The following is a 20,124-nucleotide window of genomic DNA, read 5'->3' as shown; positions in this document are numbered from 1 at the left end:
ACGGTATTTTTTCGAAAATATCAGCATCACCCAGCGATTATTAGGAAAACAAAATGGCTATCTTTCGACAGCCATTTTGTTTGTTTTATTCGCCTGATTCTTGGAAGTATTCAATGTACTTCTGATACAGCTCGTCAGAGAGTTTTTTATCTTCCGGTGATCCGACCTGATCCAAGAGTTGCTTGTAACGCTGTATGGATGCTAAACCATAACGCATATTCCTAAATTCAAGGTTTGTCTTTGTATCTGCGACAGCCTCATAATACGCCATGTTCTCTTTTACAAACTGTAAATTACGCCGGACAAGTTCGCTGGCTTTATCGGACACACCCACTTTGTACATTACTTCAAGCAGCGGAACGTAGCTCATCACATCGGACATCAGGAAGGCTTTCTTTGGCATATCTTGGTAAGCGTCAAGCACGAGCTTCTTCGCCTTTTCGGTCTCCCCTGCAGCTAACAGCTCCTGCCCGGTCTGTCCGTATATGGAACCAACATACATGCTGATATATCGATAGGAATCCGGATCAATGTACGCGGCATTCCCTATATTTCCCCAAGTGAATTTGTTTACAACATTCTCATATGTTTGATCAACGTTAATAATAGAGCTCGGATCTCCCTCGTTCAGTCCCATATCAATCGGCATCAGTCGGAAAGCAAAACCTTCACTCACCAAGAAACGATCTAAACCCATATAATTAGTTTCCGGCGTTGTTATCGTAAAATAAATCGGACGCTTCCAGTTGTTGTTCGCTAGAATGGCTAACATCGATAGTTCCGCACGGCTCACATAATTTTGGCTATAGGTCCAGCGCATCGTATCAGTTACTGCCGACTCCCATTCCTTAGGAACAACATTATTAGCCAACACCGCCTGTTTATCTATAGCTAACTCCATCTTTTTGGTCGGAAGTAGGTTCACAAATTCACCGCTCTGTAATTGTGCTTTATTCTGCGGATTATCCGACAGCATCACTTTCAATAAATCTTGTACGGGCACGTATCCCGGAATATTATAATCCTGATAGTAAATAACATCACGAACACCATCTTTTATGAGCTCAGGGTCGATATTAATTGGTAGGGCGTCCGCGTCGTTGGCTTTACTCATCATTTGTTTCATATACCAATCTGCACTTAATAAACTCAAATTTACCACACGAACATCTGTACGAAACCCTTCTACCTCTTGCACGTACCATAAAGGATAGGTGTCGTTATCACCATAACTGAATAAAATAGCATTAGGCGCACAGGACTCCAAATAATTTCTGGCCATATCTCGTGCTAAAGATTTCTCCGATCGGTTATGATCATTGTAGTTCTGGGCAATCAAGATAACCGGTCCTGCAAGCAGGCCTACAGCAGTTGCCACATAACCGGCCACTTTCACATTTGTTTTCTTCTTCAAGAAATCCGCGATTGCTAATACGCCAAGACCTATCCATATACTGAAAGCATAGAACGATCCGGCATAAGCATAATCACGTTCCCTGGGCTGCAGCGGTGTTTGATTTAAATATAGTACGATCGCAATCCCGGTAAAGAAAAACAATAAACCGACAACTCCTGCATCACGCTGCCGTTTACCGAAATGCCAAAATGCACCAATCAAGCCTATCATCAACGGCAAGAAAAAGTAGGTATTGCGAGAAGGATCATCTTTGGCCGAAGTGGGTAGCACGTTTTGCCCCCCGACTAACATATTATCAATGGGCTTGATACCCGAAATCCAATTCCCTTCCGTGTAGGAGCCGTGCCCTTGCTGGTCATTTTGCCGGCCGGCGAAATTCCACAAGAAATAACGTCCATACATATGTCCGATTTGATAGCCGAAAAAGAATTTGATATTATCGGCAAAAGTAGGTGCATCATTTGGGCCTAAGCCTAGAAACTCGCGGTAAAATTCCGGATGGCCGTTCTTTTCACTATATACCCGGGGAAATAAGGTTTCCTTATCATAAGTATAAGTAGGGTTACGTTTAGCAACAACATATTTGTCACCATCCTTGCGGTATACATTTTTACCATCTTCTACGCCCGTAACTTTCGAATCGAAAAAACGACCTTTAAACAAAGGCTCATCGCCATATTGCTCTCTGTTCAGGTAACTTAAAAAGGTAAACGCATTGTCGGGATCACTGTTATTTAGTGTCGGGTCGGCTTTTGCACGAATCATAATCATTGCAAAAGAACTATACCCTAATATAATAAAGCATGTTGATATTAAAGCTATATTTAAAAGACGCTTAGATTTCTTAATCGAATAATTTATCCCGTAAATTAAGCCGCCAACGACTAAAATCACAAAGAATGCAACTCCGTAACCGAACCCCATTCCTAATGTATTGACGAAAAACAAATCAAAATACGCAGCAAATTTCACCGAAAACTGGATGATCCCCCAAAGAATAAAACCGAGTACCACCACGCCTATACCAAGCGAACGGAAAATACCGGCGTTAGTAGCATGTTTCGTTTTCCGGAAATATATAACCAGCGCGATAGCTGGGATTACGAGTAAGTTCAAAAGGTGAACCCCGATAGATAGCCCCATAATATATGCAATCAAAATGAGCCATTTGTCCGCGCGAGGTTCATCCGCGGATGCTTCCCATTTAAGAATCGCCCAGAATACTACCGCCGTACACAAAGACGACATCCCGTAGACTTCAGCCTCCACAGCGGAAAACCAAAATGTATCGGTAAAAGCATAAGCTAAGGCGCCCACTACTCCAGATGCCATAATAATGAATACCTGATTAGCGGGGAGCTCTGCTTTAGGAGATACGCCCGAAAAGATTTTTCGAGCTAGGGCAGTAATAGTCCAAAATAGGAAAAGAATGGTTAGTCCACTACAAATGGCTGAACCCATATTCATCCAAAAAGCAACGCGACTACCATCGCCCATTGCTAAATTTGAGAAAACATTTTCCATCATTAAAAATAGCGGCGCACCAGGTTGATGAACAATTTGCATTTTAAATGCGGAGGCTATAAACTCCCCACAATCCCACCAACTGACCGTACGTTCGATCGTCGCCACATAAACTATCGTAGCAATTGCCGCACAGATCCATCCCAAAAGGTTGTTAATCTTATTGTATCTCATTGTATTTTGATAAGGTATTCCGATATTACGGCTCGAAAATAAGGAATACAAATCGACTATTAAATAATATTTACAACTTTTAACCAAAGTTTACACAAAATTCCCCGCTTTAACGGCATCTAACCCAGAGAGAGGTAATTTCATAACAAAAAAATATAGCCCTGAAAATCAGCTACGATACAGTCAATCATGAAAAAAGTTTTGGAAAAAATAAAATCAGCCGTATATTTGCATCGTCAAAACAAAACAACTGTTACGTAATGACAGATGATTGTCCGATAGTATAAGGGTAGTACAAGTGATTTTGGTTCATTCAGTCTAGGTTCGAATCCTAGTCGGACAACAAAAAAGAGAGCAGATCGGCTCTCTTTTTTCGTTTCAAATAACCGCCTCTCTGGTATCGTTTTACCCTGTAAAAAGTATTTTGTTTTATGAAACATTTAGCTAACTTTGCCCCCAATACGAAGAAGCGTAATTAAAAATGTTTTGTCCGATAGTATAAGGGTAGTACAAGTGATTTTGGTTCATTCAGTCTAGGTTCGAATCCTAGTCGGACAACATTCTTTAATTAGTCTTATGTATAACACTGGAAAAATTGAGTTAATCCAACATAAAATCACGCATAATGCCTTTGCAATTTAACACAGTGAAACTGTTCGCTGGTTCAGGAACAGTGGAGTTAGCTGAAAAAATCTCCAAATCGTATGGCAAGCCTCTTGGCGACATGACCTTGTCAAAATTCAGCGACGGAGAGATCCAGCCTTTTTACAACGAATCTGTCCGCGGAAGTGACATATTCTTAATTCAATCAACCAACCAACCTGCAGACAATCTTCTTGAACTTCTATTAATGATTGACGCGGCAAAAAGAGCCTCGGCACACTACATTACGGTAGTTGTTCCTTATTTTGGTTACGCTCGCCAAGATAGAAAAGATAAGCCTCGTGTAGCGATTGGTGCTAAATTAATTGCAAACCTGATCATGGCTGCCGGCGCCCATCGTATCATGACAATGGACCTTCACGCTGCACAAATCCAAGGATTTTTCGATATCCCTGTGGATCATCTTGACGGATCAATTATCTTCGTTCCCTACATTAAGTCACTGAAACTTCCTAATCTTACGATCGCATCGCCAGATATGGGCGGATCATACCGCGCTCGTACGTTTGCAAAGTTTTTCAATGCCGAGGTTATCATTTGTGATAAACGTCGGAAACGTGCGAACGAAATTGAATCCATGTCAATAATTGGTGATGTAACTGGTCAAGACGTTGTTTTAATTGATGACATTTGTGACACAGCGGGCACACTATCAAAAGCAGCTGCGTTGATCATGGAAAATGGAGCAAATTCAGTAAGAGCGGTCTGTACCCATGCGGTACTTTCGGGTAACGCCTATGAAACGATCGAAAATTCTGTATTAACAGAAATGATTGTTACCGATACAATTCGCCTGGATCCAGAAAAAGTAAGCTCTTGCTCAAAAATCAAACTACTTTCAACAGGAGATTTGTTCGCTGGTGCCATTAAAAACATAAATGAGCACGGATCGATATCCGATTTATTCGAAATTAAATAAGGTTCGTTAACGAACTTTTTAGAACAATGAGGGTGAGTATTTTACGTACTCACCCTTTATATTTTGCAACATCCTTTCAGAAGTAAAAAAAATAACTTATTTTTGCACCTCAAAATTAATATATAAAATAATGAAATCAATTGCTATTAGCGGTTCTGCTAGACAGAACGTAGGGAAACGAGATGCAAAAGAATTGCGTTACCAAGGTCAAGTACCAGCAGTTCTTTACGGTGGGAAAGAACAAACTCACTTTTCTGTATCCGCAGCTGATTTGAAGTCAATTCTTTATACTGCAGAAACAGTATTTGTAGAATTGAACGTCGAAGGCGCAACAAAAAAGGCTATTGTTCAAGAAGCACAATTCCATCCACTTACCGACGTAGTAACACACGTTGATTTTTTGGAATTATTTGAAGACAAAGAAGTCTCTATGAATATCCCAATCACATTAACAGGAACTTCTCCTGGTGTTAAAATGGGTGGTAAATTAGTTCAAAAACTACGTAGCTTACGTGTTAAAGCATTACCGAACAACTTACCTCAAGAAATCCAAGTTTCTTTAGAATCTTTAGAAGTTGGCAAATCTGTCCGTGTTGAACAAACGCAAATAGAAAATGCTAAAATTCTAAACAACGGTGATGACACGATTGTGTCTGTAGTCATGTCACGTGCTTTACGTCAAGCTGAGCAAGAAGCAGCGAAAGCAGCTGTTGTAAAAGGTAAAAAATAACATTAAACCTACCGGGTTTAGCAAAGGCATCGAGCAATCGATGCCTTTTTTAATTCCGAGCAATTTATTTACTTTTGCGGCATGAACTTTTTAATTGTTGGGCTAGGTAATATCGGCAAGGAATATGCGGACACACGCCATAATATTGGGTTTATGGTGGTCGACGAAGTTGCCAAGAATGCGGATGCAACATGGTCACTTCTTAAACTAGCTTATTACACCGAATTTAAACAACGCGGGCGGAAGGTTTTTATGATTAAGCCTACAACCTTTATGAACCTTAGCGGTAAAGCGGTCAATTATTGGATGCAACAATTAAAGGTACCTATTGAGAATGTGCTTGTGGTGGTCGACGATTTGGCGATACCTTTTGGTTCATTAAGAATTAAGCCAAAGGGGTCTGCGGCGGGCCATAACGGCCTACGCTCCATAGAGCAGTGCTGCGGCGGACAGGCATACCCGCGTTTACGTTTCGGTATCGGCGATAATTACCCTAAAGGAAGACAGGTCGATTACGTATTAGGTCCTTTTGATCCCGATGAGGAAAAGGATCTTCCGCAGCTGATAGCACATGCCGAAAAAATGATTCAAAGTTTCGTCAATATCGGTATTGAACTGACAATGACCAACCTAAACACAAAATAAAGGGGACCGCAAAACGTCCCCTCTACCGGTAACTAATTTTTAGAAAAATTCATTTACTTTTTCAGTACAATTATCATCACCCCGTCCAGTTCTTCATCTCCAAAACGTTCACGCGCTGTCTTGCGTTTCAACACACTTATGCTATCAATGGTATTGGGGTCGATAGTCTCTATTTTAAAGTCTTTCCCCATTCGTTCGCCATCAATAATATACAGTATATTTGAATTTTCGAATGCTTCCTGTCGAGATTTTACCGGTACCGTGTCCGAAGCACTCACCACTTCTACCGGAGATTCGAGGTCTTGTTGTTTTGCAAGATTCCCCTCCTTTTTTTTCACTTGAACAATCACCGGCTCTACAACCGTGTCCGGCACCGCTGAAAATGTTTTGGAATCACCATTTAGCTGCCACGACGAAGCCGTAAATACAACACGTTCAATTTGAGCTTCCGCCCGGTTTATGGTAAATGCTCCCGCTGAAAAAATAATTACGGGCAGTAAAAAGATATAATTACTTAGCCGTCGCTTCGAAGAGCGTTTTTTGTTCATCATCATAATGCGTGTTTTTAAAAGTTTAAAATTAAATTGATTACTCAGCCTCACGGAGGTTCCCTCGCGTGCGACCTGCAATAAAGAATACTGGTAAGTCTGCGGATCGATCCCCTTGTTTAGTACCTGTTGATCAGTCAGGAATTCTAAATTATGACGTACAGCGATGCGCGTCAGCCATACGAAGGGGTTGTACCAACAACCTATCAGAAGCATCTCAAACACAATAATATCCACGCTGTGAAGGCCTTTCACATGAATATCCTCATGTTCAAAAATATCGCGAAGCTCATGCTCGTTATGTTGTTCAATATGAACGTAAATTCGTTTTAAAAAGGAAAATGGACTCACCTGGAAAACCACATTCCGAAAAAGAAACCCTTGCCACTTTGCATCCACCGAGTAATAATGAACCCGCAGGATACTCAAGATCTGAAAAATGAAACGACCAGCAAAAGCGATCACACCTACCCCAACCAAAAAAGACACTCCCCCGGTTAGGGTTAAGCTTTTCGTCGACTCGAACTTATCGTTCAGAAATGGCAAATATTCATCGAATTGACCAAGCGGAGAAAACTCATTTGGAAACAACCAACCAAAGTCCAAAAAAGGATATGCGATCGCGAATATTAATCCGATCAAAAAATACAAACGATTCAAGCGATAAAATGTGAGATACCGTAAAAAAAGGTAATACCCGATATATATTACCGATATCAACACATTTACTTGAATAAAATAGATCAGTAGCGCATCCATAACTTATTTTTTGTTTTTGATTAAGCGCATAATTTCCTCCAATTCTGACGGAGAGAGTTTTTCCTGCTCCACAAAGAAAGAAACCATTTCTTTATACGAATTGCGAAAGTAATCCACCACGAAACCGTTCATAAATTTAGCTTTGTATTCTTCCTCGGTGATAATCGGCTCATACCGTTTCGCATTCGCGAACCTAACGGCCTTAACGTAGCCTTTTCGCTCTAAATTCCGAATTGTTGAGGCTAGCGTTGTATAAGGCGTCTTTTCATCCTTTAGATTCTCCAGTATCGCTTTCACAAATCCACCTCCCAATTGCCAAATCGACAACATCGCTTCCTCTTCCTGTAATGTTAATTTCTCCATGATAACTACGAATATTTCATAAACCTACGGAAATTTCGTAAAAAAACAAATAAAAAAAATCTTTTTTATACAAACACTCCGTCAGCTCCTCTGGCTCATTAACTATTTAGGATAAACAAAAAATCATTCGCTTGCTAGTGACTCTTCGCTAAAACGATCTCCGAGTACGAACCTGCACCAAATAAATCCCACGAATAACCGTCATAAATACATTATTAACCACGAACCATAAGATTCTTGCAATCTATCTTCTTCTGCTGGCAAGCAGAAGAAAGTCTTAAAATGACTGATTTGTGTCATTTTAATTCAAATACGCCTTCGAAATTATGCTTGATTTTTTTATATTTGTAGAAACTAGTATAATAAACATGTCGGATAAAGCAACAATAAATTTAGGTGGTGCTTCCTATGAAGCGCCAATTATTATTGGTACTGAAAACGAAAAAGCTATTGACATCTCTAAACTCAGAGATCAAACGGGATATATCACGTTAGACCCAGGATTCAAAAATACAGGCGCCACTAAAAGTGCTATAACATTTTTGGATGGTGAAAAAGGCGTTTTACACTATAGAGGTTACCCCATTGAGCAATTAGCTGAGAAATCCACTTTTTTAGAAGTCGCCTATCTATTAATTTACGGGGAACTTCCTAGTAAAGAAGTTTTGGAGAAATTTCGTTCAGATATCAGAAAACAGATGATGGTCCATGAAGATATGAAAAACTTCTTCGTTGGTTTCCCATCTAAGTCACACCCAATGGGGCAACTTTCTTGTCTGGTTGGTGCCTTATCAGCATTTTACCCCGAATCATTGAATCCCAACCCCACCGATGAGGAAGAAGATAAAACCATCATTAACCTTTTGGCTAAAATGCCGACAATCGTATCATGGATTCAAAAGAAATCGCTCGGTCAACCTGTTGTATATCCTAAAAATAATTTAGGCTACATTGAGAATTTCTTGAACATGATATTCGGCGAGGTTACAGGAGAAAATCCTATCGATCCTGTCGTAGTTAGTGCAATGCATACGTTGTTGATTTTACACGCAGATCACGAACAAAACTGTTCGACATCAACGGTGCGTATCGTTGGATCTTCCAATGCAAATCTTTATGCTTCTGTTTCCGCCGGCATCAACGCTCTTTGGGGACCGCTACACGGCGGTGCTAACCAAGCGGTAATCGAAATGCTTGAAGCTATCAAAAACGACGGAGGTGATGCGGACAAGTATCTTGCAAAAGCTAAGGATAAAAATGATCCTTTCCGCTTAATGGGCTTTGGTCACCGTGTCTACAAAAACTTTGACCCTCGTGCAAAGATTATCAAAAAAGCATGTGACGAAATTTTAGAAAAATTAGGTGTTAATGATCCGGTTTTAGATATCGCTAAAAAACTCGAAGAGGCCGCACTTAGTGATCCTTATTTCGTGGACAGAAAATTATATCCAAACGTAGATTTCTATTCTGGTATTATCTACCGTGCACTAGGATTTCAGTCGGATATGTTTACCGTATTATTTGCATTAGGCCGCCTACCGGGATGGATTGCGCAATGGAAAGAAATGCGAGACAACAAAGAACCTATTGGTCGCCCGCGTCAGGTTTACACCGGCGAAACAGCGCGCGACTATAAAGATTTCGACAAAAGATAATAACGTCCTATAAAAAGGGAGGGGTCCGGATTTAATCGTAAATCCGGACCCCTCCCTTTTTAAATTAAATGGCTGCACGCCGTATATTAGTCCTTTTTCAACCGCATTACGACAATGTCGTCTGCAATTAACGTTAATTGGTCATCAGTTGCGCTGTACGAGGTTACCCGGTCAATGTTCTTAAAAAACACATCTTCAGCTGTACCTTGACACGCCATCTTGGTTGACATAAGCGGGCCGAACTTCAATCTACTACCAGCAAGCGTGATGCCTCCATTGAAGCTATTACATCCGCCATTTCCACTTACTTTTTTATTTGCAACATCGAAAACTATCTTTGGACGCTTACCAGGAAACAAAGTCTCTAAAGTTGATCCAGACTCCATAATGTAGTCCAGTTCCCAACTTCCAGAAAGATCATTCGAAGCAGTTTCAAACAATTTGAATTTAGCGAGTAATGTTCCTTTAGATAAAAGTGATAACGCGCTATCCGAAACAGCATAACTATCTGCCGCTTCAAAAACTTTCCCGAACCCCTGCTCGATCGTCATATCGGGACAGGCCATCATGGTCGACATCCCACGCTGAAATTTAACCCCTTGGTTTTTGACTAGCTCATACTCACCTCCTATACCGTTACATCCGCCAGTAGCACTATATCGGCCTCCTTCAGCCATCAATTCTAAGAATGGCGTTTTACCATTAATTTTTTCGGCAACTGGATTACCACTCAACTCGACCAATTGCCACTTTTTGCCAACGAGGAGCTCCGTATCACCTTGCTTCACCATATCCTTCTTTGTGGCACAGCCTACTAAAATCACTGCGCTGATTACTAAATAACCCCATTTCATTCGTTTCATAATTTTCAAACTATTGTAAAAAATAATAATATATATAAATCACTTCGCTAGCGCGGCGGGCTGGTCACCACTGTCCAGTATACCATCATCAAATGGCAACCGCTTACGCTGTGTTTATTGTACCTTATATCAATTAATGCGCCACGGCTTCAGTTTTTAGAACTTATTTTTCTATTTTAATTTTCTTAAAAGCACTTTCTATCTCCGATCTAACATCCCTACGCAATTCTAAGGCCTGCTAAGACATGATCAATTTTTTAATAATCGCAAATTGGTGCGCGCAAAGAACTCGAATGGAAGAGTAGCAAACGCCTCTATTTGCTTCCAACTCAACATAAAAACGTAGACTGTGTTTCAAATGCTACACCTAATAATTTATAACCTGCTGTCGGCATGAAGGCATTGTTTAACCGCGAGAGATTACCGCTGACAATGAGGGTGAAAGCCGACACCTTTCGCAACAATATTAATTATCTAGTAAATTGGTATATTTTTTTAAAATTCATGGGCTTTTGCTCTGTTTTACGTATGTTTGCAACCAATTAAGAATAATTCTAAGAAGAAAAGTTGCCTGATCTATTTATCCATATTATTGTTCCTATTGCAATATTCCTATTTATTGCCACGTTCACGCTGTTCGCCGTGTATGCCGAACGAAAAATAGCTGGATTTTTGCAGGACAGGCTCGGACCAATGGAGACGGGAAAATTTGGGCTCATTCAAACTGTGGCCGATATTTTGAAGCTACTTCAAAAGGAGTTTATAACCCCGTCTGCCGCGGATAAAGTGCTCTTTGCAATTGCGCCGGTTGTGATTTTCACTGCCGTATTTATTGGTTATAGCGTAGTGCCGTGGGCACCGGATTTCATTCCCGCCAACACCAACACGGGACTTTTCTTTCTGATGGCAGTCGTATCCATCGATGCAATTGGCATATTGATGGCTGGATGGGGGTCGAATAACAAGTACTCACTATTAGGAGCCATACGTGCAATAGCGCAGATGGTGTCCTACGAAATACCGGTCGGACTTTGTCTAATTTCGGCAGTAATGATCACTCAGACGCTGAATCTTAATGACATTGCTTATTTACAAGGCATCGACTCACCCCATCCAATTTACTTCTTTGGCTTTTGGGATGTGACGCAAATTGGTGGAGTCTTCGCTTGGCACATTTTTCAAGCACCGCATCTATTGATCGTTTACGTGATCTTTTTTCTTGCCACGCTAGCGGAATGTAATCGTGCACCGTTTGATATACCTGAAGCCGAATCCGAACTTATTGGCGGCTTCCACACAGAATATGGCGGGATCAAATTTGCATTTCTTTTTTTAGCAGAATATGCAATGATGTTTTTAGTGGCTATCTTAGGGGTAGTGATCTTCCTTGGCGCCTGGAACACCCCTTTGCCGAACATTGGAGCACTCCGTTTAGCGGATTGGACTACCGGCTTGGGTTGGGGCTTATTTTGGACTTTTACAAAATCCTTACTCATCGTAGGGATACAAATATGGATACGCTGGACCTTACCGCGATTTAGAGCTGATCAGTTGATGACGCTTTGTTGGAAAATATTAATTCCTGTTGGCTTTTTATGTTTAGCCATATCGGGATTTTGGAGAATATTTATAATGTTGTAACGCTTGATACTTAAAACGACGATACAAGGCTTTTTAACCGCTGTTAAGGGTTTACTCATAACGGTGAGGCACCTTTTTGCTGCTCGAAATTCACGGGAGTCGCTTGATATCCGTGATGAAAACTATTTCGAGAAACAGCATGGGATAGCTACCGTGCAGTTTCCTAAACAAAAAATGCCTATACCCGAGGTGGCACGTTACCAACTCGATGTAGAAATTGATGATTGCATCGTGTGTGATCTTTGTGCCAAAGCTTGTCCGGTCGACTGCATCGATATCATTTCAATCAAGTCCCCGCAAGCAATAGGAAATACTTCCGACGGCAGCGTTAAACGGCTCTATCCAGAAAAGTTTGATATCGACATGGCAAAGTGTATGTATTGCGGCTTATGCACGGTTGTGTGCCCGACAGAATGTATCACGATGACGAACAAATACGACCGTAGTACGCAAAAACTAACGGATTTGATATACGGTTTTTCAGAGATGAGCGATACAGAAATCAATCAACGGAAACAGGAATGGACACAATTTCAAGCGGAGAAGGAGGCTGCTAAGAAAAAATAATGACGATAGAAACGATCATATTTTATGCGTTCGCGGCAATGGCTATTGGTGCTGGCCTTCTACTGGTTAATATACGCAACACGGCACGCGCGTTATTTCTGTTTTTCGTCGTCCTTTTTGCGATGGCTGGCCTCTATTTATTCGCCTTAGCGGATTTTATCGCGATCACTCAAATTTTAATTTATGTTGGGGGCGTATTGATACTACTTATATTTGCTTTTATGCTGTCCAATAAAGAACTGTTGAAGGATATACAAACATCCTCGACACGCTTTATCTCATTAGCGAACTGGCAGTCAGTGGTGCTCTCAATCACTTTCCTTTCCCTGATGGTATATACATTTGTGAATTGGTCGCAACAAATGCCCGGCTGGATCGAACAATCTATTTCAAAGGGCACACTTATTCAAGCGAAAGACAACAACATTGAGCTGCTGGGGTTTAAATTTATGACGCAATATGTATTGCCCTTTGAGATCATATCCATTTTCTTGATGATGGCGCTGATTGGCGCGGCACACCTATCCAGAAAGGACAACACCGCATGATTACACTAACTCACTTTCTTCTTGTCAGCGCATGTATCTTTTGTATTGGGATGTATGCGGTATTAGCGAAACGAAACGCCATAATGATCTTAGTTGGAATCGAGCTGATGATAAACGCAGCGATTCTCAACTTCGTTGCTTTCTCGAAATACGACAAAACGAACTATGGCGGGCAGATATTTGCTTTGTTTGCGATCGTACTTGCCGCTGCTGCCGTAGCAGTGGGACTCGCGATTATACTCAACGTATACCGCCATTTCAACACGATAAATCCTAAAAACATGCACGAACTGAAAGACTAAGTGAACGAGCTCCTACCCATATCTCCGATTAATGCCAGCGTACTCATAGCGCTGCTACCTTTCCTTGCTTTTTTAATTCAAGCAGTCCTTGGTAAAACACAAACTTCCGGTAATATCAGTTTAGTAGCTATAATATTAAGTACCACACTTAGTCTATTTTGGGTATTCCCAGCGGTTTGGAATCATGATCAACAAACATTAAAATTAGTGTGGTTTGTAATTGGAGAGTATGACCTTAATGTCGGCGTACTACTAAACAATTTGACCGTCCTCATGCAGCTGATTGTATGCATCATTGCTTTACCGGTGCATATTTATTCGAAAGCCTATATGAAAGCAGACCCCGGACTACATCGTTATTGGATGTTTCTGAGCCTATTCTGCTTTGCCATGCTGAGTTTAACAATCTCCATTAACCTGTTTCAATCGTACATTTTCTGGGAACTCGTAGGTTTCGCGTCGTATCTTTTAATCGGTTATTGGTTTACCAAAGATTCCGCCGTCCAGGCTAACAAAAAAGCATTTCTTGTAAATCGAATCGGCGATATTGGCTTTTTGATTGGAATTGCCTTAATCTATTCGCATGTGGGCACCCTCGATTTAACCATGTTATTTGGACCCAGCGGTGTTTTTAATCCGAGTAGTTTAGAGCACGGTCAATCGCTTGTGATCGACACCGACGCTTCCTGGCGGACGTGGGCGGGAATATGCTTCTTTTTGGGAGCGATGGCAAAATCAGCCCAGTTCCCTTTACATATTTGGCTCCCTGACGCTATGGAAGGTCCAACTTCAGTTTCTTCACTGATACACGCGGCGACTATGGTTGCTGCCGGCGTGTTCTTACTCTGTACAATATTCCCGCTTTTTAACGCTACTGTACTGCTACTGATCGCCATAATAGGAACATTAACGGCTATTAGCGGCGCTATATTTGCACTTGGCCAACAGGATATTAAAAAGATACTTGCATTTTCGACGATCTCCCAACTCGGTTTCATGATGGTAGGGGTCGGCATAGGGGCGTGGGATAGCGCTATGTTTCACCTGGGAACACATGCTTTTTTTAAATGCCTACTATTTTTATGCGCTGGAGCTGTTATTCACGAAATGGCGCATTTAAAAAAACATCGCAACCTCGAGTTCGATCCTCAGAATCTACGCAACATGGGTGGCCTGCGTAAATATATGCCCAAAACATTCCTCTGCATGAGTATTGCCTCGCTGGCCTTAGCCGGTTTTCCACTTACCGCTGGTTACCTCTCTAAAGATAGCATCGTAGTGGGCGCGTTCGAGTGGGGAGCATACCATGGCGGCTGGCATATGATCATACCTATAACCCTGATCATTGTTAGCATCCTCACTGCATTCTATATCGGGCGACTGATTTGGAAAGCGTTCTTCGGCAATTTCCGTTTTGCAGACCTGCTTAATACAGATCACACGATGCGTGAGGCCCCCGTATTAATGTTGGCGCCCATGATTTTCCTTGCTTTATGTTGCTTCGCGCCGGCCTTTAGCCTGCAGCCATTAGACTATCATGCTTCGTGGTTGATGCAAGGCTTACACGTGCAAACTGCCTACCCGGCGATACCATCGGCCCACTTATACATTCCAGTTATTTTATCGATCGGAGCAATAGTATCCTGGTTCATTGGTTGGAAGTGGTACACCCAGCGAGAATATCCTTTTTCAACGGGCAACAAATTGGTCCAGCTTGCCAACAACCAATTCTATCTCAACGAATTCAATGAGGTTATTTTTGTAAACAGCATAAAACGTTTAAGTGGATTTCTTTATTTCGTCGATCGAAAAGTAGTCGATGGGCTAACGTATTTATTCACAAACCTCATTCAATCAATTGCCCGAGCCGTCAACTGGCTGGATAAAAACGTTATTGACGGCCTGGTAAATATGGTTGCCAACAGCACCTATTACCTTGGGCATCTAGTGCGGCATGTCCAGAATGGACAGTTACAAGGGTACCTAGGGTTCGCGCTAACCGTTCTGATTTTGGGATTTCTTTATTTGATAATTAAATAGAACATGGGCTTATTATCCATACTGATATTTCTTCCACTAATTGCCTTAGCGTTGATTTTGGCATTACCGAATACCGCTAAGTCGAGTTATAAATATATTGCGCTCGGATTTACCGTGTTGCAACTGGGTATCGCATTATATATTTATCAAAACTTTCAAGGAGCACAAGCGGGCGTGAATATCCTATCGGATTTTCAGTTTCTAGAACAAGCTTCTTGGATACGACTAGACTTAGGTGCAATCGGCAAACTCGAAATCGATTATCTCATTGGATTAGATGGCATATCGCTCCCTTTAATTGTTTTAAGTGCATTGGTTATGCTCATGGGAGTTGGCGCATCCTGGAATATTGATAAAAGTCCCAAAGGGTATTTTGCCTTACTCATGCTGCTCAACACCGCAGTTATGGGAATATTCTGCGCGTTAGATTTTTTCCTGTTCTATGTCTTTTACGAGGTGATGCTTTTTCCGCTTTATTTCCTGATTGGTATTTGGGGAGGCGTTCGCCGAGAATATGCAGCGATCAAGTTTTTCCTATATACACTTCTGGGCTCGGTCTTCATGCTTTTGGTTATCGTAGGGCTATACTTCTCGGTTACTAATCCAGAAACAGGCGCACATACCTTCAACATGCTCCATATGATGAACCCGAGCAATTATGTTGATGGTTCGTTCTTCAGCTTTATTGCCAATTATCATGAGGTACTTGGCATACCTGCAAGGCTGATCGGGTTTATCATCCTGTTTTTCGCTTTTGCGATCAAAGTTCCTATCGTACCTCTTCACACATGGCTTCCCGACGCGCACGTAGAAGCCCCCACTCCGGTTTCGATCATCTTAGCGGGAATTCTTTTAAAGATCGGTGGCTACGGCATCATCCGGGTTTGTTACAGTATATTTCCCGATATGGCCGCACTAACAAACTGGTGGCTTGCACTTATCGGAATAATTTCTATCCTATATGGAGCTCTCAACGCCCTGGCACAAAAAGATTTAAAGCGTATGATTGCATACTCTTCGGTATCCCATATGGGTTTTGTCCTTTTAGGAATCGCCTCGTTAACCGCAGAAGGTATCTCCGGCGCTATGTTCCAGATGATCTCGCATGGATTTTTGAGTGCCGCATTATTTTTCCTTGTAGGTGTCATCTACGATAGGGTTCATGACAGGTACATATACAATTTTAGAGGCTTAGCGGGCATAATGCCCAAATACACGGCGTGTGTCGCTATAGTATTTTTTGCCTCGCTTGGTCTACCAGGATTTTCGGCCTTTATTGGAGAGGCGTTCGTGATCATTGGCACATTTAACGCACAAAGCATGACGACGGGAATACCACGTTGGATGGCCATAGCCGGTTCGGCTGGAATCTTCTTAAGTGCGGCATACTTTCTTTGGACCTTACAACGAATGTTTTTCGGACAAACGCGTCTACAAGGAGGAACGGCATGGGCGTCAGCTCTTACAGATCTTAATCGCCGGGAGCTGCTCATTCTAGTACCTACAATTTCCTTAGCGCTCATTTTGGGTATTGTGCCTTCGCTCGTGTTTGGCAAATTGAACGCATCGATCCTGAAGCTTATTGACATCATCAACCCTTACATATAGTCCCTAGAAACAGTGAATACCGCTCTCACCAATATACTCGATCAAATCATTAATTCGGTTCCCTTATTTAAGCCCGAATTAGCACTTATTACTGGGTTTGTCATCAGTATATTCTCTTCTTTATTTCTGACTAAAATATACAAGCATAGTACCTATATCACGACACTACTCTCGTTAATCGCTGTCGGTTATTTGTTGTTTGATCAAATCGGCCAAACGGCTACTGGTTTTTCCGAGAGCTGGATCGTTGATCCCTTAAGCAGTTATGCGCGCATCATCATCGTCCTTTCGGCCTTTGTCATAACTATTTTCATTAAACATCGTCATTCCTGCAATAATGGCGATGTTTACAGTGTGCTGCTTGCAGCAGTCTTAGGTACGCACGTGCTAAGTAGCACCAGCAACTGGTTATTAGCGTTTATCGGCATTGAGATGGTTTCCATCGCATCGTATATCCTAGTTGGTTACTTTTCCAAGAACAAAATACAGGCCGAAGCGGCCATGAAATACGCCCTATTCGGTTCCGTTTGTGCAGCCGTCATGCTCTACGGATTATCGCTAGTTTACGGGTTAACGGGGGATCTAAATTTCGAAGCAACCGCTCACCTACAAGGATTGATGGATGCGCCAGAATTGATCGTTAGCCTAGCGCTATTATTCGTATTTGTGGGCATCGGTTTTAAATTAGGGTTTGTTCCCTTCCACGTGTGGACACCTGACGTGTACCAAGGTGCACCAACGAGTATCACCGCATTTTTATCTACCATACCGAAAGTCGGCGCATTAATTTTGTTCGCGCGTCTTTATCGATCCTGGTCGTCGACGGATTTCTATTTTTCGGAGCTTTTGGAGTGGTATATGGTCGTGGTTGCAATAGCTACGATGTTAATTGGTAACCTGGCCGCGTTACGCCAGCAGGACGCGAAACGGATGATGGCTTATTCATCAATCGGACATACAGGCTTCTTATTAATGGCGATCTATGCTTACCAAGACAGCGCAGCGTTCTTGTTCTTTTACATTAGTGCGTATGTGCTGATGAATCTTGCGGCATTTCTCTTTATCGATCAGCTCGAGCAGCGGACGGGGTCGACTGCTATCAATAGCTATGCAGGATTAGGGAAAAAGATGCCTATTCTATTTACCGCTTTTTCGTTGGTTTGTATCTCCCTTGTCGGGCTCCCTCCTACGATTGGCTTTATGGGGAAACTTATGGTATTTTCGGCGTTATTTGATTTTACTGGAGCATACGACAACACCGCGGTAATATTACTTCTCGCTGTAGGTGCCTTAACGTCGGTAATTTCGCTGTTTTTCTATTTCCGTATTCCGCTATATGCATTCTTACGCAAATCCGAAGACCACGCAAAACAGCGAATAGCTCCAAATACTCTTTTATACGTCAGCTACGCTTTTACCATTCTGCTTATTTTCTTTGGTCTATTCCCAAGTTTTCTAATAGATCTCTTTAATTAACTTTTTCATTCCTCGCGCAAAAAGTTAATTCCTTATCTTTGCGTTTATGATTAGTGCAATTGCCAACAGCCTGTTTAAAAAGGCAATCGATGATTACCATAAATTTGACAACATCGACCAGCCGATAGACAATTCCTATGCCCCCCAATCCTTGGAGCATCTACTGTATCTTAAATGCTGGATAGACACAGTGCAGTGGCATATGGAAGATGTCATTCGCAATCCCAACATAGAACCCACACAAGGTTTGTATTGGAAGCGGCGTATCGATGAATCGAATCAGTTTCGCACCGATACGGTAGAATATATCGATAGCTATTACTTGAACCTGTTCAACCACGTGGAACCATTGACCGATGCACGAATCAATACGGAGAGCCCGGCTTGGGCAATCGACCGTCTTTCGATTTTAGCATTAAAAATCTATCACATGGAGCAAGAAACCCGTCGTGAGGATGCCAGCGAAAATCACATAGCGACATGCCAAAATAAGTTATCCATTTTACTTGAGCAGCGCCAGGACCTCTCACAAAGTATCGATCAACTTTTAACGGATATCGAAAATGGAAAAAAATACATGAAGGTATACAAGCAAATGAAAATGTATAATGACCCTTCATTGAATCCTGTACTTTACGGGAAGCAAAAATAAAGGTTATGAAGAAAGTTCGAGTGCTCGTTACGCGTTTTTCTGCCATGGGCGACGTTGTCATGGTTGCTTCCGTATTACGGGAGCTAAGTGCGCAGCAAAAGCACGTCGAGTTGATCATGGTTAGTCGGCCGCAATTTAAAGCATTTTTCACCGATATTCCAAACTTGATCTTCCACCCCATTTATGCAGAAGACCAGCATAAGGGCCCTAAGGGGTTGTGGCGTTTGTTTGGAGAACTAAAGCATTACGATATCGATTATGTTGCAGACCTACATAACAACATACGCTCGCGTATTTTATCGTTATTCTTCAAAACTGCAGGGTTTCCACTAGCGACCTTGGATAAGGCTCGTCATAGTAAAAAGGCGTTGACGCGTAAAAAACACAAGGAATTTAAGCCCCTGCGCTTTACCATAGAACGTTACGCCGACGTATTTCGTCGACTCGGCTTTACCATTAAACTTGATCATAAACTCAAAAAGCAACGGCGCGAGTTACCAAATGAATATCGGCAGGAGCGCTCGCGGCAGGAGAAAACGCACATAGGAATAGCTCCCTTTGCACAGCATCCCTATAAGGTGTGGGGAGTCAAACACTGGGACGATATCTTCAAACACTTTAGCCCCGAAAAATATACATTTTATATTTTTGGTGGTGGCAAGCAAGAAAATGAAATCTCCGAGTACTGGAGTGGGCAGTATCCGCATGTCTACAACACGATCGGCAAACTTGGTATCAGCGGCGAACTGGATATGATCAGCCACCTAGATGTAATGCTAAGTATGGACTCCTCGGGCATGCATATGGCGTCACTAGTAGGAACACGTTGTATATCTTTCTGGGGGGCCACCCACCCGTATAGCGGCTTTCTTGGCTATGGTCAGTCCATGCAGGATTGTATACAGGTGCAACACCCCAATAGACCCAGCTCTATCTATGGAAACAAATCTTGTCTTTGTAATGGCGTGGAAGCGATCGAACTAATAACCCCAGAAATGGTTATCTCTAAACTGAGTAAAATATAACTTGT

Annotated in this window: 17 protein-coding genes; 13 read left to right on the top strand and 4 right to left on the bottom strand. The window is 41.9% G+C overall.

Annotated elements, in window-relative coordinates:
- Positions 1-85: 85 nt before the first annotated feature.
- Positions 86-3,115: a DUF2723 domain-containing protein gene (locus FM107_RS04395; protein WP_086947309.1), complete on the bottom strand. Its 3,030-nt coding sequence runs from the start codon at positions 3,113-3,115 to the stop codon at positions 86-88.
- A 625-nt stretch (positions 3,116-3,740) separates the two neighbouring features.
- Between FM107_RS04395 and FM107_RS04380 the strand changes: the two genes are divergently transcribed.
- From FM107_RS04380 to pth, 3 genes are all read left to right on the top strand, one after another.
- Complete coding sequence (locus FM107_RS04380; RefSeq protein WP_086947308.1) at positions 3,741-4,697, top strand: ribose-phosphate pyrophosphokinase; 957 nt, start codon at positions 3,741-3,743, stop codon at positions 4,695-4,697.
- 130 nt (positions 4,698-4,827) lie between these two features.
- Positions 4,828-5,427, top strand: a complete 600-nt coding sequence (locus FM107_RS04375) for a 50S ribosomal protein L25/general stress protein Ctc (protein WP_086947307.1) — start codon at positions 4,828-4,830, stop codon at positions 5,425-5,427.
- Between the two features lie 81 nt (positions 5,428-5,508).
- Complete coding sequence (gene pth / locus FM107_RS04370; RefSeq protein WP_086947306.1) at positions 5,509-6,072, top strand: aminoacyl-tRNA hydrolase; 564 nt, start codon at positions 5,509-5,511, stop codon at positions 6,070-6,072.
- A gap of 53 nt (positions 6,073-6,125) precedes the next feature.
- Here the strand turns inward: pth and FM107_RS04365 are convergent, their stop codons facing one another.
- Entirely contained in the window at positions 6,126-7,379 is a 1,254-nt protein-coding gene (locus FM107_RS04365; RefSeq protein ID WP_086947305.1) for a M56 family metallopeptidase, read from the bottom strand.
- A 3-nt stretch (positions 7,380-7,382) separates the two neighbouring features.
- On the bottom strand, positions 7,383-7,742 hold the full coding sequence (locus tag FM107_RS04360; RefSeq protein WP_086947304.1) for a BlaI/MecI/CopY family transcriptional regulator: 360 nt from the start codon (positions 7,740-7,742) through the stop codon (positions 7,383-7,385).
- Between the two features lie 368 nt (positions 7,743-8,110).
- On the opposite strand from FM107_RS04360, the gene FM107_RS04355 reads away from it, so the two are divergent.
- Complete coding sequence (locus FM107_RS04355) at positions 8,111-9,397, top strand: citrate synthase (protein WP_086947364.1); 1,287 nt, start codon at positions 8,111-8,113, stop codon at positions 9,395-9,397.
- Positions 9,398-9,483: 86 nt separating this feature from the next.
- Here FM107_RS04355 and FM107_RS04350 read toward each other — a convergent pair whose 3' ends face one another.
- Entirely contained in the window at positions 9,484-10,260 is a 777-nt protein-coding gene (locus tag FM107_RS04350; protein WP_086947303.1) for an META domain-containing protein, read from the bottom strand.
- A 567-nt stretch (positions 10,261-10,827) separates the two neighbouring features.
- Here FM107_RS04350 and FM107_RS04345 point away from each other — a divergent pair.
- Genes FM107_RS04345 through FM107_RS04305 form a run of 9 tightly spaced genes read left to right on the top strand, consistent with a single transcriptional unit; the run spans position 10,828 to position 20,119 of the window.
- Positions 10,828-11,901 (top strand): complex I subunit 1 family protein, encoded by a 1,074-nt coding sequence (locus FM107_RS04345; RefSeq protein WP_086947302.1) that lies wholly within the window; start codon positions 10,828-10,830, stop codon positions 11,899-11,901.
- Positions 11,902-11,907: 6 nt separating this feature from the next.
- Positions 11,908-12,468, top strand: coding sequence for a 4Fe-4S binding protein (locus FM107_RS04340; protein WP_179204398.1), 561 nt, complete (start codon positions 11,908-11,910; stop codon positions 12,466-12,468).
- Complete coding sequence (locus tag FM107_RS04335) at positions 12,468-13,016, top strand: NADH-quinone oxidoreductase subunit J (protein ID WP_086947300.1); 549 nt, start codon at positions 12,468-12,470, stop codon at positions 13,014-13,016. The genes FM107_RS04340 and FM107_RS04335 overlap by 1 nt, the downstream gene beginning before the upstream one ends.
- Positions 13,013-13,318 (top strand): NADH-quinone oxidoreductase subunit NuoK, encoded by a 306-nt coding sequence (gene nuoK, locus FM107_RS04330; protein ID WP_086947299.1) that lies wholly within the window; start codon positions 13,013-13,015, stop codon positions 13,316-13,318. The genes FM107_RS04335 and nuoK overlap by 4 nt, the downstream gene beginning before the upstream one ends.
- Positions 13,319-15,358 (top strand): NADH-quinone oxidoreductase subunit L, encoded by a 2,040-nt coding sequence (locus tag FM107_RS04325; RefSeq protein WP_086947298.1) that lies wholly within the window; start codon positions 13,319-13,321, stop codon positions 15,356-15,358.
- A 3-nt stretch (positions 15,359-15,361) separates the two neighbouring features.
- Entirely contained in the window at positions 15,362-16,966 is a 1,605-nt protein-coding gene (locus FM107_RS04320; protein WP_086947297.1) for a NuoM family protein, read from the top strand.
- Positions 16,967-16,978: 12 nt separating this feature from the next.
- Positions 16,979-18,442 carry an NADH-quinone oxidoreductase subunit N gene (locus FM107_RS04315; protein WP_086947296.1) on the top strand — a complete coding sequence of 488 codons (1,464 nt, stop codon included), beginning with the start codon at positions 16,979-16,981 and terminating at the stop codon, positions 18,440-18,442.
- Between the two features lie 46 nt (positions 18,443-18,488).
- Positions 18,489-19,094 (top strand): DUF4254 domain-containing protein, encoded by a 606-nt coding sequence (locus FM107_RS04310; protein WP_086947295.1) that lies wholly within the window; start codon positions 18,489-18,491, stop codon positions 19,092-19,094.
- A gap of 5 nt (positions 19,095-19,099) precedes the next feature.
- Positions 19,100-20,119 carry a glycosyltransferase family 9 protein gene (locus tag FM107_RS04305; protein ID WP_086947294.1) on the top strand — a complete coding sequence of 340 codons (1,020 nt, stop codon included), beginning with the start codon at positions 19,100-19,102 and terminating at the stop codon, positions 20,117-20,119.
- Positions 20,120-20,124 lie beyond the last annotated feature (5 nt).

It is taken from the genome of Sphingobacterium sp. JB170 (assembly GCF_900163865.1).
Classification (GTDB): Bacteria; Bacteroidota; Bacteroidia; order Sphingobacteriales; family Sphingobacteriaceae; genus Sphingobacterium.
Note: the sequence above shows the minus strand (reverse complement) of the source record. Positions and strands in the feature narration are given on the sequence as shown.

Excerpts from the sequence above, each read along its gene's own strand:
- FM107_RS04395 (WP_086947309.1), bottom strand. The coding sequence starts at position 3,115 with ATGAGATACAATAAGATTAACAACCTTTTGGGATGGATCTGTGCGGCA.
- FM107_RS04380 (WP_086947308.1), top strand. The coding sequence starts at position 3,741 with ATGCCTTTGCAATTTAACACAGTGAAACTGTTCGCTGGTTCAGGAACA.
- FM107_RS04375 (WP_086947307.1), top strand. The coding sequence starts at position 4,828 with ATGAAATCAATTGCTATTAGCGGTTCTGCTAGACAGAACGTAGGGAAA.
- pth (WP_086947306.1), top strand. The coding sequence starts at position 5,509 with ATGAACTTTTTAATTGTTGGGCTAGGTAATATCGGCAAGGAATATGCG.
- FM107_RS04365 (WP_086947305.1), bottom strand. The coding sequence starts at position 7,379 with ATGGATGCGCTACTGATCTATTTTATTCAAGTAAATGTGTTGATATCG.
- FM107_RS04360 (WP_086947304.1), bottom strand. The coding sequence starts at position 7,742 with ATGGAGAAATTAACATTACAGGAAGAGGAAGCGATGTTGTCGATTTGG.
- FM107_RS04355 (WP_086947364.1), top strand. The coding sequence starts at position 8,111 with ATGTCGGATAAAGCAACAATAAATTTAGGTGGTGCTTCCTATGAAGCG.
- FM107_RS04350 (WP_086947303.1), bottom strand. The coding sequence starts at position 10,260 with ATGAAACGAATGAAATGGGGTTATTTAGTAATCAGCGCAGTGATTTTA.
- FM107_RS04335 (WP_086947300.1), top strand. The coding sequence starts at position 12,468 with ATGACGATAGAAACGATCATATTTTATGCGTTCGCGGCAATGGCTATT.
- nuoK (WP_086947299.1), top strand. The coding sequence starts at position 13,013 with ATGATTACACTAACTCACTTTCTTCTTGTCAGCGCATGTATCTTTTGT.
- FM107_RS04320 (WP_086947297.1), top strand. The coding sequence starts at position 15,362 with ATGGGCTTATTATCCATACTGATATTTCTTCCACTAATTGCCTTAGCG.
- FM107_RS04310 (WP_086947295.1), top strand. The coding sequence starts at position 18,489 with ATGATTAGTGCAATTGCCAACAGCCTGTTTAAAAAGGCAATCGATGAT.
- FM107_RS04305 (WP_086947294.1), top strand. The coding sequence starts at position 19,100 with ATGAAGAAAGTTCGAGTGCTCGTTACGCGTTTTTCTGCCATGGGCGAC.